This is a genomic window from Thermophagus sp. OGC60D27 (assembly GCF_052400625.1).
Classification (GTDB): Bacteria; Bacteroidota; Bacteroidia; order Bacteroidales; family Marinilabiliaceae; genus Thermophagus.
Genome location: NZ_JBQTGH010000011.1, coordinates 36,923 through 51,750 on the forward strand (window position 1 = coordinate 36,923; position 14,828 = coordinate 51,750).

Annotated in this window: 13 protein-coding genes; 8 read left to right on the forward strand and 5 right to left on the reverse strand. The window is 44.4% G+C overall.

Going from position 1 to position 14,828, the window contains the following annotated elements; genetic code table 11:
* Positions 1–14: 14 nt before the first annotated feature.
* Together ACT29H_RS13625 and ACT29H_RS13630 are read right to left on the reverse strand one after the other, a co-directional pair.
* Complete coding sequence (locus ACT29H_RS13625; RefSeq protein WP_444822195.1) at positions 15–1,364, reverse strand: Gfo/Idh/MocA family protein; 1,350 nt, start codon at positions 1,362–1,364, stop codon at positions 15–17.
* Positions 1,365–1,390: 26 nt separating this feature from the next.
* Positions 1,391–2,782 (reverse strand): 3-keto-disaccharide hydrolase, encoded by a 1,392-nt coding sequence (locus ACT29H_RS13630; protein ID WP_444822196.1) that lies wholly within the window; start codon positions 2,780–2,782, stop codon positions 1,391–1,393.
* 114 nt (positions 2,783–2,896) lie between these two features.
* On the opposite strand from ACT29H_RS13630, the gene ACT29H_RS13635 reads away from it, so the two are divergent.
* From ACT29H_RS13635 to ACT29H_RS13665, 7 genes are all read left to right on the forward strand, one after another.
* Entirely contained in the window at positions 2,897–6,946 is a 4,050-nt protein-coding gene (locus ACT29H_RS13635) for an ATP-binding protein (RefSeq protein ID WP_444822303.1), read from the forward strand.
* A 161-nt stretch (positions 6,947–7,107) separates the two neighbouring features.
* Entirely contained in the window at positions 7,108–7,509 is a 402-nt protein-coding gene (locus tag ACT29H_RS13640; RefSeq protein ID WP_444822197.1) for a DUF134 domain-containing protein, read from the forward strand.
* Positions 7,510–7,716: 207 nt separating this feature from the next.
* A complete protein-coding gene (locus tag ACT29H_RS13645) occupies positions 7,717–8,031 on the forward strand; it encodes a NifB/NifX family molybdenum-iron cluster-binding protein (RefSeq protein WP_444822198.1) in 315 nt (104 codons plus the stop codon).
* Between the two features lie 4 nt (positions 8,032–8,035).
* Positions 8,036–8,218: a DUF5320 domain-containing protein gene (locus tag ACT29H_RS13650; RefSeq protein WP_444822199.1), complete on the forward strand. Its 183-nt coding sequence runs from the start codon at positions 8,036–8,038 to the stop codon at positions 8,216–8,218.
* Positions 8,219–8,283: 65 nt separating this feature from the next.
* On the forward strand, positions 8,284–9,204 hold the full coding sequence (locus ACT29H_RS13655; RefSeq protein ID WP_444822200.1) for a nucleotide-binding protein: 921 nt from the start codon (positions 8,284–8,286) through the stop codon (positions 9,202–9,204).
* On the forward strand, positions 9,176–10,057 hold the full coding sequence (locus tag ACT29H_RS13660) for an ATP-binding protein (protein ID WP_444822201.1): 882 nt from the start codon (positions 9,176–9,178) through the stop codon (positions 10,055–10,057). Before ACT29H_RS13655 ends, ACT29H_RS13660 begins: the two co-directional genes overlap by 29 nt.
* Positions 10,058–10,157: 100 nt before the next feature.
* Positions 10,158–11,849 (forward strand): FAD-dependent oxidoreductase, encoded by a 1,692-nt coding sequence (locus ACT29H_RS13665; protein WP_444822202.1) that lies wholly within the window; start codon positions 10,158–10,160, stop codon positions 11,847–11,849.
* 360 nt (positions 11,850–12,209) lie between these two features.
* Here ACT29H_RS13665 and ACT29H_RS13670 read toward each other — a convergent pair whose 3' ends face one another.
* From ACT29H_RS13670 to ACT29H_RS13680, 3 genes are all read right to left on the reverse strand, one after another.
* Positions 12,210–12,764 carry a hypothetical protein gene (locus ACT29H_RS13670; RefSeq protein WP_444822203.1) on the reverse strand — a complete coding sequence of 185 codons (555 nt, stop codon included), beginning with the start codon at positions 12,762–12,764 and terminating at the stop codon, positions 12,210–12,212.
* Positions 12,765–13,022: 258 nt separating this feature from the next.
* Positions 13,023–13,868, reverse strand: a complete 846-nt coding sequence (locus ACT29H_RS13675; protein WP_444822204.1) for a GNAT family N-acetyltransferase — start codon at positions 13,866–13,868, stop codon at positions 13,023–13,025.
* A 30-nt stretch (positions 13,869–13,898) separates the two neighbouring features.
* A complete protein-coding gene (locus ACT29H_RS13680) occupies positions 13,899–14,141 on the reverse strand; it encodes a TfoX/Sxy family DNA transformation protein (RefSeq protein ID WP_444822205.1) in 243 nt (80 codons plus the stop codon).
* 260 nt (positions 14,142–14,401) lie between these two features.
* Here ACT29H_RS13680 and ACT29H_RS13685 point away from each other — a divergent pair, with 260 nt between their 5' ends.
* Positions 14,402–14,701: a hypothetical protein gene (locus ACT29H_RS13685; RefSeq protein WP_444822206.1), complete on the forward strand. Its 300-nt coding sequence runs from the start codon at positions 14,402–14,404 to the stop codon at positions 14,699–14,701.
* Positions 14,702–14,828: the final 127 nt, after the last annotated feature.

Here is a 14,828-nt window from a genome sequence, read left to right on the forward strand (position 1 = left end):
CATGAAATGGTGGATCACAATTTAGGTTCCCATCCTTTTTCATACTCTCTTTCCCATAATGACATGGCTTTGTAGCTGTTTAGGATGTGTCCGTTGGCAGGATCGCATTGGAGGATTTCTCCGGTACGTGAACCGATGTTGGCCAGGTGTCCCAACAAGGTGCTGATGGCGCCCTCGTCGATGGGGGAGCGTTGTTCCTCTTTTCCCCTGATGGCTTCAAAGAAATTTCGGACATGTTGTGTTGACATGTCACCACCACCTCCCAGTTGGGTTCCGCCTTCACTGGTTCCGGATTGTTTCTCGCGGATGAGGTGACCATTACGGTCATAAAGTTTATACCCACCCCGATCGACCCAAACCGTTCCTTCGGTGCCGTAAATGATGGTTCCTCTACCACCACCGTAAGTATTATGTCCGTTCCGGCTTTTTCCATCCCATTTAATGATCTTATTACCGGGGAATCGAAGGGTGGCATCCATGGTGTCGTACATGGTCCAGCCGTCATCGATCCAATGGTATTTGCCGGCATCGACGATGACCTCTTCGGGAAATTTAACCTGCAGGGCCCATCGGGCAACGTCCAGTTCATGGATGGCGTTATTTCCGGTTTCGGCCGTGCCGTAATCCCATCCGTACCAGTGCCAGTTATAATCCCACGTGTTGTGCTCGTAAGATTTTCTGGGAGCGGGTCCTTGCCATAAATCCCAATTGAGGCCTGTGGGAACCGGTGCTTTGACCGGGTTGATCACACGGCCTCTGTTGTTGGAGTAGAAGGCTTTGGCCATATATGGCGTGCCAATGATTCCGTTATGGATTTCGCGGATGATTTCAATGGTTTCGGCCGAGGAACGTTGCTGGTTCCCCATCTGTATTATCTTGCCGTAGCGATCACGCGATTTTACCAGTAATTCTCCCTCATAGGGATTATGGCTACACGGCTTTTCCACATAGACATGTTTTCCGGCTTCGTTGGCCAGCCAAGTGCCGGGCGCATGCCAGTGGTCGGGGGTGGCCAGCAAAACGGCATCCACGTTGGGATCGTCCAGTACTTTGAAGAAGTTTTCTTCCTGTTTGGGAGCATAATCCAGCGCTTTTGAGAAAGTTTTCCCCGCATTGACCCGTTGTTTTTCCATGACATCGCATAAATACAACAGGCGAACATTGCTTTGGGGCATGGCGATGGGGGGTAGGTAGGCCCCCAGCCGACGTCCCAGACCAACAATGGCGATGTTCAGTCGATCGTTGGCACCGGGAATGGAAGCATAACTTTTGGCAGTCATACCCATTCCTGCCAGCGTCACTCCCGCAGCTCCAAAGGCGGTTTTTTTGATGAATTCCCGTCGCGAATTAATATTGTTTTTCATGATTGATTTCAGATTGTTGATTTAACTTATAATTCTTTGATTTTAATATTGCGGAACGCTACTTCATTGCCATGATCCTGCAGGAGGATATGTCCCTCTTCCGCTTCGCCAAAGTGGGGCCATTTTTTATACTTGCTGTAAGCTACTAATGCCCGCCACATTTGGGTGTTACGTTCGTATTCGACCACCTTAATGCCGTTGAGATAGTGGGCCACTTTTTTGCCATTAACGACGATTCTCGCCCGGTTCCAGTGATCGTATCCATTTACATATTTTTGGGTTGGCAGGTAGGGGTTGAATTCCAGTCCATTGGCGGTGATTAAATCATAGAGGGATCCCAGCGTACGGTTTCCGCTGACACCTTTTTTAGCATCGGGATGATATTTGTCGTCGAGGATTTGAAATTCACATCCGATAGAAGAACCGGCGCCCTGATTGAGGTCGGTATCCACAAAATATTTGATGCCGCTGTTAGCTCCCTTGGTGAGTCGGAAGTCTACTTCCAGAATGAAATTCCTGTATTTTTTGATGGTGACAATGTCTCCACCGTTGCTGGATTCACCACCATCCGACTCCAAAACTTTAAGAATGCCATTGTTGATGGTCCATCCTTGCCTGGGGAAATGATCCAGTTTGGCCCCACGCCATCCGTCGGTAGTTGTTCCGTCCCACAATAGCTTCCATCCGTCGGCTTTTTCCCGGTCGGTAAGTTGGTTGTTCTGATAACTAACCTGCGGGGCTTCCATGTCTTTGTAGGGTTCAAAATCTTCGGCATCAATTTCTTTGATGGTAATATTTTTCCATCGGATCTTTTTGCCTTCCAAAGATTTATTATTGCCGATATCATGCACTTGAAGGGCGATAAAACCGGTTTCGCTCTTCTCCTCAACCAGATTGGCGGTAGGAATGTCGTTCACCCACGTCATTATGTGATTGTTATAGGCAATTACTTTGAAGTGGTTCCACTCACCTTTTTTAAAGGCCGATTTGGCTGCGGTATTATAATCCAGCGGATATCGCCACCCTTTCCGGGCCTCGTCATAAATGCCACCGGCCCATCCGCGCTTGGTGTCTTCACATTCTACCTGTAACCCGTGGACGCGCCCGTTATGGTAATCTTTGTAGCTATGGCTTCTGATCTGAACTCCGGAGTTTAATCCTTCATCCATTTTCATGTCATATTCCAATATAAAATTGGTGAATTCCTTTTTGGTGGCCAGAAATGAGTTGGGGGAATTGGTGACTGAAGTTCCGATGATCATACCGTCGATCACTTCATAGGGGGCTTTGCCGTTGAGAACCTTCCAGCCTTTGAGGTTTTTACCGTTGAAAAGCTCTTTGTGATTATTTTGTCCATTTGCCGAGAAGCAGGAGGCAAATGCTAATACCAGGAGAAATAAAAAATTATTTTTTCGCATAATCAGTGTTTTTTGATTTTAAAGCAAATTAATGTTTGTTAATTTTGAACGAGGGATGTTTTTGTGTCGTTTAAGGATGTTTTTGTCTCAATGAAGTGAATCTGATAAGGTGTGATGAATTTAATTCGCTGTTTTGTAGTTGTATGTGTGTTTCTTGTTTTTTCCGGGCTTTATGGTCAGTCGGTCCGTTTTGACCATTTTGATATCTCCGGTGGGTTATCACAAAATAACATTAACGGACTGGTCATTGATGACAAAGGAAATATCTGGGTGGGGACGCTTGACGGGTTGAATAAATACAACGGCTATGCGTTTGAAATCTTTAAACCCATTTCGGGTGAGTCGGAAGGTATTTCGGGCAACCATATTATTTCGATGGGGAGCGGTTTAAACGGAGACATCTGGATTACCACCCGGGAAGGCGTCTTGAATCGTTATCAGGCCGATGTGAAAAGCTTTAGACAATATCCGGATACGCTTTTTATAGCCGCCGGTGTTTTTCCTTTTCAGAATCTGATTCAACAGAACGATTCGTTGCTATGGTTCAGTGATGGCGCTAATGCCGGATTGCTTCATTTAGAACGAAATGAATGTCTGAAATATGGTGCCGGGGGGCTCATCCGCGGGATGATAACCAAAGGAGACAGCGCATTCCTCTATGGCCGTTTTGGAATTGAATATCTAAAGCCCATAATGACAGGTGGAACCATCGATCTGGAAAGTTCCCGAATAAGTAATTTCCCCTGTTATCATTTAGCACGGGACGGTAGTTCCTGGTATGTGGTTTCTGACCGGGGCATTGAGTTGCTGTTGTCGGACTTTACATCGCGCACCCCGGTGGTTGCCTTTGAGGCGTTGGGTCTTTCGGGCCTGTCTGCTTCTATGCTCAACAGCTTTGCCGTTCATAAGGGTACGTTCTGGCTGGGGGATGATAATTTGCTGGTACGCATCCGAAAAGAGGGGAAAAGGTATAACGCAGATCGCTTCCGGTATGACCCGGAAAATGATTTCTCCTTCAAGGGGTATCATGTTACCCATCTTCAGTTTGACAAGCTTGGCAACTTGTGGATTGGGACCCAGAAAAACGGATTGAATCATTTCAACTATCGGAAAAATCAGTTCCTGCATTACAACTGGAACCGCCCTCTGTTGACGAGTCCCGATACCGATCCTGTCCGGGCCATATGTAAACGTAAAAATGGAGAAATATGGCTGGGCTTTGACAGGAACGGGATCGGCATCATTGGTCCGGGAGGCGAGCAAACATACATCGATCATTATTACACATCCAACGGAGAAAAAAAAGCGATTACCAATGTTCGATCCATTTATGAAGACTCTTCCGGAAATATATGGATTGGTGAATCCAAGGGATTGTTTATCTACAATGAATCGCGCAGACGAATAGAAACGGCGGGGTGTCAATATGCTTGGGACTGGCCCTATTATTGTTATTCGGTGAAGGAACTTGAACCCGGTACTTTGACGTTGACGTCCACTCAAAAAATAGGGTTGGTTTCTCTTGAAACGGGTGAATTGTCTGTCATTGAATTGAATGTCGATGACGGGAATCATTGGGGTAATGTGCGCGATATCGTAAAGGATAACAATGGCCATTTGTGGATCGCCAAAAATGAAAACGGGCTGATTAAATATGAAGGCCGGGATACACCGGTTAAAGCCATTCGAACGTCTACCCATGGATTGTCCGACAACAAAGTTTATTGTCTTTTGGCTCGTGGTGACAGTCTTTGGATCGGGACCAATGCAGGTCTTAATCTGTTCAGTATATCGGGCGATACCATCCTTAGGAAGTACTTCGAAAAGGATGGATTATCTAATAATATTGTTTACAGTTTGATGAGCGATTCCAAAGATCATCTTTGGATGAGCACCAACAGAGGGATTACGCGGTTTGATCCCGAGACAGGACAATTTACCGTTTATCTGGGCAATGACTTCTTTATGGATGATGCCTATTGTGCCGACGAGGCGGGATTTATTTTTTATGGCGGCTATACGGGAGTGGTGAGTTTTCATCCCGACAGCATCGTCGCCCCTCATTCCCGGATAAAGGCTTGCTTTGAGGGCTTCCATTTGTTTAACCGGGAGGTGTTTCCCGGCGATACGGTAGGGAAACGAGTACTGATAAAGCAACCTTTGGAATCCGGAGATGAGATAAGACTGAAGCATGACGAAAATTCATTTTCCATATTGGTGGGTGCTTATCCTTTTGATTATCCGAATCATAATATATGTCGATACCGACTGTCGGGGCTTCAGGAAGAGTGGGTTTATTTATCCCCCGGCAACCGACAGGCTTCATATACCGTGGTGCCACCGGGGGAATACCACTTTGAGCTTCAGGCGGGTGCTACGCCTCACTCATTTGGTGCTACCGCTCAATTAAAAATTGTTATTGTGCCACCGTTTTGGCGGACCTCCTGGTTTAAAGGAGGATTGATGCTTTTGTTGTTGGGACTGATTTTGGGAGGCTATCAAATCCGGCTGAGGCAGGTCAGAAAAAGAAACCTGCTGCTGAAAACTCGAGTGGAGGAACAGACTAAAGAACTAAGAGAGCGCAATCAACAGATTCTTGAGATGTCCCAAAAGCTTCATGAGGCCGATCAGTCCAAACTGCGGTTTTTTACCAATATTTCTCATGATTTTCGAACCCCTCTGACCCTTATTCTGGCGCATCTCGATCACCTTGACCGGAATAAAGCCCGAGCGGTGCGCATCATCCGGAACAATGCCCGTCGTTTGTTGAATATGATTAATCAACTGATTGACTTGCGAAAACTGGATCAGGGAAAACTTAAATTGTCCGTTTCCAAATTCGATGTGATATCGTTCATTCAGGAGGTAATTCAGAATTTTCAGCCTCTGGCCAACCAAAAGAATATTGAAATCCGGTTTTTCTCGTCCAGGGAGAAGTTGGAGGTCTGGCTAGATGTGGATAAAATGGAAAATATTGTTGGTAACCTGCTGTCCAATGCCATCAAATATTCTTCTGAAGGGAGTCCGGTATTGGTGAGTGTCGGTGAAAAAGAGAATTGGTTCTACATAGAGGTGGAAGATCAGGGGCCCGGAATGTCGGAAGAGGAAGTGAAAAATATATTTGATCGTTTTTATCGCTCTGAGAATGTGGAAAAACATACCTCCGGACACGGCATCGGGCTGACCATCGTGAAAGGTCTTACCGAACTACAAAAGGGGAAGGTGGCAATTAAAAGTTCCAAAGGGTCCGGCACTCGGTTTAGATTATATTTTTTAAGTGGGCGAGACCATTATGCGGCGGGAGATTTCGGGAATTCCAATTTGGCTGATGCGCTTTGGAAGGAGAACTTAATATTGGAGGATATTACCGATGATTTTTCGCGTTTCTCCGGGCAAAAGATCCTTGTTGCAGAAGACAATCCTGAATTGTCGGGGCTATTAAAAGAGTTGCTCGAAAAATGGTTTGAGGTGAGGATCGCCGGGAATGGGAAACAGGCCCTGAAAATGGTGTCGGATTTTCCTCCCGATCTTATTATTTCCGATATCATGATGCCGGTGATGGATGGTATCGAATTTTGTAAAATAGTGAAGAGCGATGCTCGTACTTCGCATATCCCCATTGTCTTGTTGACGGCCCGTATCGATGAGGAGGTGCAGATTGAAGGGTTCCAGTTGGGCGTTGATGATTATATAGAAAAACCATTTAATACCAGAATATTCCTGGCTCGCGTAAAATCGCTGCTGGAAAACCGACAAAAGATTCGGCGGCATCTGGAGACAGACGATAATTTACTGACCGTAGATCCGGCTCTTTCAGATCAGGATAAGGATTTTTTAAATTCAGTTAATGTTATGATTGAAGAAAAGTATTCCGATTCTGCATTTAATGTTGAAGTTCTTAGCAAAGAACTTTTTATGAGTCGTTCTTCATTTTACCGAAAATTTAAAAACTTGACGGGTATGACCGCGGCCGATTATCTGCGGAAGATTCGCCTTCATAAAGCGGCCAGGCTGATAAAATATGAAGAGGTACCTGTGAGTGAGGTGGCAGAATATGTGGGCTTCCAGAGTGTGGCTCATTTTCGCAAAAGCTTTAAAAACGAGTTCGGTTCCACCCCCGGATCTTGGAGTAAGAAGTATCGTTCAAAGGATGTTCGACCCTAAAACGTTCAACCTTTCAGGTGGAATTTGGGATTGGTAACCGTTTCATTTTTCCTTCATAAGCCTTGAAGCTACTTACATTCAATTATCCACTGTCTACTATTCACAAAGAAAATTTTGTTTTGAGAATATTCTCATTATCTTTGTGTGAACGATAGTTCATTATGGCACGACCCAAAACATTAAGAAAAGTAGTTAAGCCGCCCGGTTTTAAAGGTTATAAGCCTTATGGGCATCAGCAAGATAAGGCAAAGTGTGTGGAGCTGCTCTATGAAGAGTATGAGGCTTTAAAGCTGGCCGATTATGATTTGATGACCCATCAGGAGGCTTCAAAAGTGATGGGTGTCTCTCGTGCCACCTTCGCCAGGATATACGAGCGGGCACGGCGGAAGATGGCGGAGGCCTTGGTGGAGGTGAAAGAGATAAAAGCTGTTTATGGTCATGCGCTGCTGGACAAAAGCTGGCTGGTCTGTCGTAGTTGTAATGCACGCTTTACGATCCCCAAAACGGTCGATGATCGAAATTGCCCGGTTTGCAAATCCTTTAACGTTGAGACAATCAAATAGCTTCGGGGTATTTGTTGGAGCCTATGAAGCGAGCATGACCAACTAAGTGTTGCACAACAAGAACATGAATAAAAAAGACAGCGTCAGAAGGAGCATGGATCAATTTCCTGTTTGGCGGGAAGGATGGTTTTTTCCTTTAAGGGGATAAAGGGGTGAGCGTTGGACATAATAAGCTTTAAACTAATTACATAAATTTATTTTATACGGATGAAGACATTAATAACCTCTACTACAGAAAATTCAGAGGGCCTCTTTGATAAACGTTTTGGCCGGGCAGCCTGGTTTTGCGTGTTGGATGAAGAGACCGGGGAAACATCATTTCTTAAAAATGAGAATGCCGAAGGGCAGAGCGGAGCCGGCACCAAGACTGCCGAAAAGGTGGTTGAACTGGGCGTAGAAAAAGTCATTTCCGGCGACTTCGGACCCAAAGCGAAAAAGCTTCTGGAGAAATTCGGCGTACAGATGGTAATAATTAATGAAGATCTGAAAGTTATCGATTTAATTAATCGCATTAAAGGATAGTATTATGCCAAAAATGGACCATACCGGTCCCGAAGGCGAAGGGCCTCGAACCGGACGAAAATTAGGACGGTGTTCCAAAGACAACAAAGATGCATCTACCGGGAAACTGGGGAAAGGGATGGGTAAGAAACGAAAAGAAGGATGCGGTCAAGGAAAAGGAAAAAGATTGCAAAGCCATATTCCTTAGCACTATTTTTTCAACCGGATCACGAATTTTCAATGGATTTTTTCATCATGTAAAGAATCATTTTTATGCCTTTCAAAATTGCTGTGGCCAGTGGTAAAGGAGGAACCGGCAAAACCACCGTTTCTGTTAATCTTCAGTATTTTATTTCCAGATATTTGACGGATGAAGTGTTGTTGGTAGATTGCGATGTGGAGGAACCCAATGATCGTATTTTTTTCCCACAACATAAAATTGTTTCTGACCTTGAGGTGTCCCAATCAATTCCTGAAATAGATCTGGAAAAATGTGTCTATTGCCGTCGGTGTGCCGACTACTGCGAATTTAACGCCATCGTGGTCATACCACCGGCTCGCTTTGCCGAGATTAATGCCTCTTTGTGTCATTCGTGCGGGGCTTGTTCTGCGGCCTGCCGCGAAGGTACCATTATGGAAAAGCCTCATCCCTTAGGGACGATAACAACCATAGATACCGGGATCGGCAAAGGCGTGGTGGAAGGCGCCTTAAAAGTGGGTTCTGCCATGCAAACCCTGATGATTAAAGAACTTAAGAAGTATGTTTCCGGTAATCGGACGGGCAGCGAGAATTCCGAAGAAATCATTCTTTTTGATGCTCCTCCCGGCACCAGTTGTCCGGTGGTTGAAACCGTTGCAGATGTGGACTATGTGATATTGGTAACCGAACCCACACCATTTGGGTTGAATGACCTTATGCTCATGGTGGAACTGTTGGTGGAGATTGAGAAACCTTTTGGGGTGGTAGTCAATAAAGCCGGGCTGGGGAATAGTGAAATATATTCTTTTCTGCGGGAACAGGAAGTTGATTTGTTGGGAGAGATTCCCTTCGACAAGGATTATGCCGGCAGATATGCCGAAGGAAAGCTGCTTCAAAATGTGGATGATCGTTGGGGGTGTTGTTATTCAGGCATTGTTAAATCATTAGAAAGGCGTTTTCAGCAATATGAAGGAATTAACTATTTTAAGTGGTAAGGGCGGAGCCGGAAAAACCAGTGTTGCCGCAGCGCTTGCCACGGTAGCAGAAAATGCTGTGTTTTGTGACGATGATGTGGATGCGGCAGATCTTCACCTGATTTTTAATCCCGATATCAAGGAGACCCACCGATTTGAGGGGGGGCAGGTCGCTGTCATTGATGTGGAAAAATGTACCAACTGCGGGATTTGCTGGTCCTATTGCCGGTTTGATGCCATACACGCCAGGGCGGGTGGTGGATTTTATATCAACGCGTTTCAGTGTGAAGGGTGCCGGTTGTGTGAGAGAGTTTGTCCTTCAGGAGCCATCCATTCCGTTAAAAACGACAATAATTTTTGGTTTGTCTCCAATAGTCGGTTTGGTCCATTTGTGCATGCGAAGATGGGTGCCGGGGAGGATAATTCGGGAAAACTGGTGGCCACGGTCCGACAAAAGGCCCGAGAAATTGCTGAGGAAACCGACGCAGCTTTTATCATCAACGATGGACCTCCGGGAATTGGCTGTCCTGCGATCTCTTCCGTTTCCGGCGTTGACGCGGTTCTGTTGGTGGTTGAACCAACCTTGTCGGGCTTGCATGACGCCCGGCGGCTGGTGGAACTCACCAAATCTTTTCATGTGCCTGTTTATGGTTTTATCAATAAGTATGATATCAACCCTGAAGTTTCAAAATCCATTGAAAAGTTTATGGTTGACAAGGGGATTCCACTCCTGGGCCGATGGAATTTTGATGAAAATATCATTGAATCAATGGTGGATAAAATGAGTGTCGTGGAATATGCCCCGGAAAGCCTGAATGCAATGGAAGTAAAAAGGGTCTGGAAGCAGTTAAAGGAATTGATGGGCGAAGGGTGAGTTTTGCCTGTCGCAGGAAGATATTTTTAGCTTAAAAGCAGAGCCGATAAAGAATTTTTTTGTCAAAAACTCTAAACTTTAAAACTAAAGAAAACCAACTATGTCAAACAAACGAATTATCGTGATTGGCGGTTCGGCCGCCGGCCCTAAGTCGGCCGCCAAAGCTCGTCGGATGGACGAATTTGCAGATATTACCATGTTTCAGAAAGCCCCCGAGCTATCCATGGCTTCTTGTGGCTATCCCTATTATGTAGGGGGATTTTTTGACGACCGGAACAAATTGCTGTGTACGCCGACAGGCGTTGTACGCGACCCTAAATTTTTCTGGAATGCGAAGGGTATTGTAGCCAAAGTGAACACGGAGGTGACTCGTATCGATCGGAAAAATAAGATGGTAGAATATACCAATTTGGCAACCGGAGAAAAAGGCACCCAGCAATATGATAAGTTGATAATGGCAACCGGGTCTACTCCCAATATGCCACCCGTTCCGGGAAACGACCTGGAAGGCATTACGACTCTGCAATCGATGCAGGATGCCGATTTTCTGAGGAAGATCAGAGATGATGGTAAAATAAAAAAAGCCGTGGTGATTGGTGGCGGACTCATCGGTATTGAGACGCTGGAAGCCTTGAATCTGGCCGGTATTGAGTTGACACTGGTAGAGCTGCTTCCCCAGCTGTTGACTTTCCTGGACTGGAAGATGGCCAAGCTGGTGGAAAATTATCTTAAAACCAAAGCCAATGTCATCACCCAAAACGGGGTGGCCGAGTTTATCGGGGAGAACGGAAAATTAACTGCCGTTAAACTGCAGAACGGAACGGAGATTCCTTGTCAGCTGGCAGTGGTGGCTATCGGCGTACGGCCCAACGTGAAGCTGGCCAAAGAGGCCGGACTGGAAATCGGACAGTTGGGTGGAATCACCACCAATGAATATATGCAAACCAGTGATCCGGACATCTATGCGGCAGGCGATTGTTGCGAAGTAACCAATATTATTACGGGCAAAAAAGTGCTGGCACCCTACGGTGATTTGGCTAACTTGCAAGGACGCGTGGCCGGCGAAAATGTCATTGCCGGAAATGTGGCCCAATTTCCCGGAACCATTCAAACCGGTATATGTAAGATTTTTGATTATGGTGTGGGCATCACCGGTCTTTCGGAACAAAAGGCCAAAGAGGCAGGCTTCGATTATGAAAGAGTGCTGAATGCCAGTCCCGATAAGCCGGGATTTATGAATGGCAAACTGTTGATCACCAAACTGGTGGTGGATAAAAAGAGTAGAAGGATTCTGGGTGCCCAGTGTCTGGGACCCGGCGATGTGAGCAAACAATTGGCCATCTGGGCGACCGCCATTAAAGGTAACCTGACCGTCGACGATATGGTGAATGCCGATTTGCCCTATGCACCGCCCTTCTCGTTGGCGATAGATCACAGCATCGCCACCGCACATATCATGGAAAATAAATTGAAAGGTATTTTTAATGGGATCTCTTCTGTTGAACTAAAAGAAAAAGTGGAGCGAGGTGACGACATGTTTATTCTGGATGCCCGTGGGGCCGATGAATATGAACAGATGCGACTGGGCATCGGTGAAACATTGATTCCCATAGGTAAGCTGAGAGAAAGATTGAATGAGTTACCAAAGGATAAAAACAAAGAGATTATTGCGTTTTGTAAGATTTCGCTTCGTGGTTATGAAGCGGCAGTGCTTCTGAATCATCATGGATATAAGAATGTGAAGATTCTGGAAGGCGGGGTGGTGGCCTGGCCATTCGAAAGAGAGAAATAAAAGAAAACCACCACCGGCCTTTTTTTCGGCTGGAGATTGTTTCTATGATCGATAGAGATAATTGTTCAACCTACAAAGCAGATGTGAGCGTTTCACCGTCAAGAGTTGTGGAATCGCCCGGATAACTGTAGTATTATGAAATAAGTTCCCGACCCACAGTGAATTAAAGCCCGGATAGTCAATGGCCATCATCCGGGCTTTTCTTTTTATCGCGGGGATGATATTCTCCCGTTATTGGTCCTGGCAGGGCGGTCTTAATCGTTGTGGTGGATTTTCTTCACATTGTTGTGGTGGATTTCCAACAAAAACAGGCCAATGGTCTGTTTACCTTATAGGGGGGCCATTTTATAACTTAAAAAACTATCTAAATACAAATATTACGCTTACTACATGATTGTATTTAATGTTTTTCTCCAGATCGGGAACCACCTTGTTTAAAGCTTCCAAATTGTCAATGGTATTACACTCATATTTAAGTGCCATGTACATATTCCCGGAACCATATAAGATGCCTCCCCCCAATCCGTAGGCAAACTGGGTCGAATAGGGTGCTTTATATTTTACTCCCTGGCGATTATAGTACCTGCGATTTAAATGAGGATTGAAGTAGCCATTTATTTCCGGAAATATTCCTATTCGATAATTTTCTTTGTCGTCTTGGTTTTTGTTAAAGGTTTTTAGAGTCAGAGATTTGTTCATTCCGGCCTGAAGGAGGAAAGACGTGAGCGATTCTGTTTCATGCTCCTCACAGCATTCGTATTCGTCGTCGTCTTCAAAAGAAATAAGGGTGTTGCTCTGGGAAAACATATTAATACCCGCGAAAACAGTTAACTCGTTAAATAGAGTATATCCAATACTTCCGTTTGTCGTTTTTGCAATAAAATAATCCGAATAAGGACTTATGCCAACTCCCATTTCATATCTATAGGTTAATTGAGAAAAAACAAGATTTGAAAGTCCAAAACAAATCAATAAACTTAATAATGCGCTCTTTATCACTGCTCTAAAAGATTTTTAACAAAAATATTGCTAAAAGTACAAAAAATGAGCTTTCAACAAAAAACTATGACAACAAGGTTGTTGCAATTTTTTCTTCCGCACCCGGGGAAAAACTATCTAATTACAAGTATCAGGCTTCCTACATGGTTGAAATTTTTTTAATGGGAGTGACGTTTATATCTCTTTAATCATCTCAAACTGTTTTCCGGTCACCTCAATGTTTTTGGCTTTAAGAAAATTGACAATAGAACTGCAGGAAGTGTCGGCGTTGATAAGTTTTGTTGCTGAACATTTATTGTGTTTGTTTGCTTCAAAAAGTAGTTGTGAGGCAGCGCCTTTTCTTCGATGGGCTTTATCAACGGCAAGTTGGGTTATGTCGCCCGAGTTGGGTTCAAAGATGCAGTAGCCTATAAGCTTTTCGTCGGCAAAGGCACCTAAACTGATAAAATCTTCGCGTGCCCGCTGGATGGATTCAAAGCTGTTCTGCCATGAGGGGTAGAAGTCCCAAAAATCAGACAAATTATCATATTCGTCGATATCGATTGCCTGGACCCGGAAAGGCGTATCTTTTATTTTATTCTTGAACGCTTCGTTCTTCCAGAAGAAGTAGTTAAACTCACGGGTTGTCTTAAAATTAATTTTTTGATAGATGGAAACCGCTTTGGTGTTGTGCTGCAATACCTCCAACAGATAATGCCGGATGTTCTCTTTTTTCAAAAAGGGGATGGAATGTTCGAATATTTTGGTTGCCAAACCTTGACCACGATATTCTTTTACGGTTCCGGTTCCTGTATCGTAGGCCATTGGTTTTCCATTAAAATTACCTGTTCCGTTCAATGTGAATGCTACAATATCATCACCCTCAAAGGCGGCAAAAGACAACTCAGGCGTAAAACCACGCCTTTTCAACATGTTTTTGAGTTCATGGTGGTTGAGTTGAATGTCATAGTCGGCAAATGCTCTGCGAAAAGCAATGAATATGGTGTCAAAGTTTGTGCGTTCGAGGGATTTTATTTCCATGTCCTAATATTTTGTCATTTAAAAAAACTCTTAAAGCTCGGCTTTTCTTGATTTATCCGGATGATGACATCGAATGCCCTGTATTGCGCTGTCAGTTGCACAGAGCATGATGATACAGCCTTTATTGTCAACTGCTTTTAGTCTGATGAAATTATTTTCGGCCCCAATACTTTTTAGTTGACAGGCATTTTCGATTCCCATAAGGATTAGTTTTTCTGCCAATGTCTTGCCAATATTGGGTAATTGTTTGAGCTCTTCGTTTTGGGTGGTCAAAATTATGAATGGTTGAAGCAATAAAATAATAATTTTCGGGACGGCATGAATTTTTTTATCCAAAAAACGCAGGAAGAAGCGGAAGCATTTGAAATTTTTCTTAATCAGTTTCAGTACTTCAAAAATTCAGTGAGGTTTAATCAGACATGTGTTTTCGGGGATGAGGTTGAACGCTTTCAGTTCGTAATCGCTCACATTTCTAAGATACGTAGATGTTGTGGAGGGTCAGATTTAAAGGCTATAGCTAATTCCGTTTTCAATTGCTTCATCAATCCGGCTGTTGGAGGGGCAATGCTTTTTATGCTAAGGTCTCCGACGTTTATGCTAAGGTCTCCGAGGTTTATGCTAAGGTTTCCGGGGTTTATGCTAAGGTCTCCGACGTTTATGCTAAGGTCCCCGGGGTTTATGCTAAGGTCCCCGGGGTTTATGTTAAGGTTTCCGGGGTTTATGCTAAGGTCACCAGGGTTTATGCTAAGGTCACCGGGGTTTATGCTAAGGTTTCCGGGGTTTATGTTAAGGTCTCCGACGTTTATGCTAAGGTCTCCGACGTTTATGATTAGGTTAAAGAGGTTTATGATTAAGTCTAAGACCTTTATGCAGATTTAAAAGTCCGAAATTATTGGGGTGGTAATCAATCTGTGTCAACTTTGTATAATTTTGCTGGAGTAAAAAGAACTTTACCATTAA

Coding starts and splice junctions, on each gene's coding strand:
- ACT29H_RS13670 (WP_444822203.1), bottom strand. CDS start 12,764: ATGGGAGTTGGCATAAGTCCTTATTCGGATTATTTTATTGCAAAAACG.
- ACT29H_RS13650 (WP_444822199.1), top strand. CDS start 8,036: ATGCCAAAAATGGACCATACCGGTCCCGAAGGCGAAGGGCCTCGAACC.
- ACT29H_RS13630 (WP_444822196.1), bottom strand. CDS start 2,782: ATGCGAAAAAATAATTTTTTATTTCTCCTGGTATTAGCATTTGCCTCC.
- ACT29H_RS13660 (WP_444822201.1), top strand. CDS start 9,176: ATGAAGGAATTAACTATTTTAAGTGGTAAGGGCGGAGCCGGAAAAACC.
- ACT29H_RS13665 (WP_444822202.1), top strand. CDS start 10,158: ATGTCAAACAAACGAATTATCGTGATTGGCGGTTCGGCCGCCGGCCCT.
- ACT29H_RS13645 (WP_444822198.1), top strand. CDS start 7,717: ATGAAGACATTAATAACCTCTACTACAGAAAATTCAGAGGGCCTCTTT.
- ACT29H_RS13640 (WP_444822197.1), top strand. CDS start 7,108: ATGGCACGACCCAAAACATTAAGAAAAGTAGTTAAGCCGCCCGGTTTT.
- ACT29H_RS13625 (WP_444822195.1), bottom strand. CDS start 1,364: ATGAAAAACAATATTAATTCGCGACGGGAATTCATCAAAAAAACCGCC.
- ACT29H_RS13635 (WP_444822303.1), top strand. CDS start 2,897: ATGAATTTAATTCGCTGTTTTGTAGTTGTATGTGTGTTTCTTGTTTTT.
- ACT29H_RS13655 (WP_444822200.1), top strand. CDS start 8,284: ATGCCTTTCAAAATTGCTGTGGCCAGTGGTAAAGGAGGAACCGGCAAA.
- ACT29H_RS13675 (WP_444822204.1), bottom strand. CDS start 13,868: ATGGAAATAAAATCCCTCGAACGCACAAACTTTGACACCATATTCATT.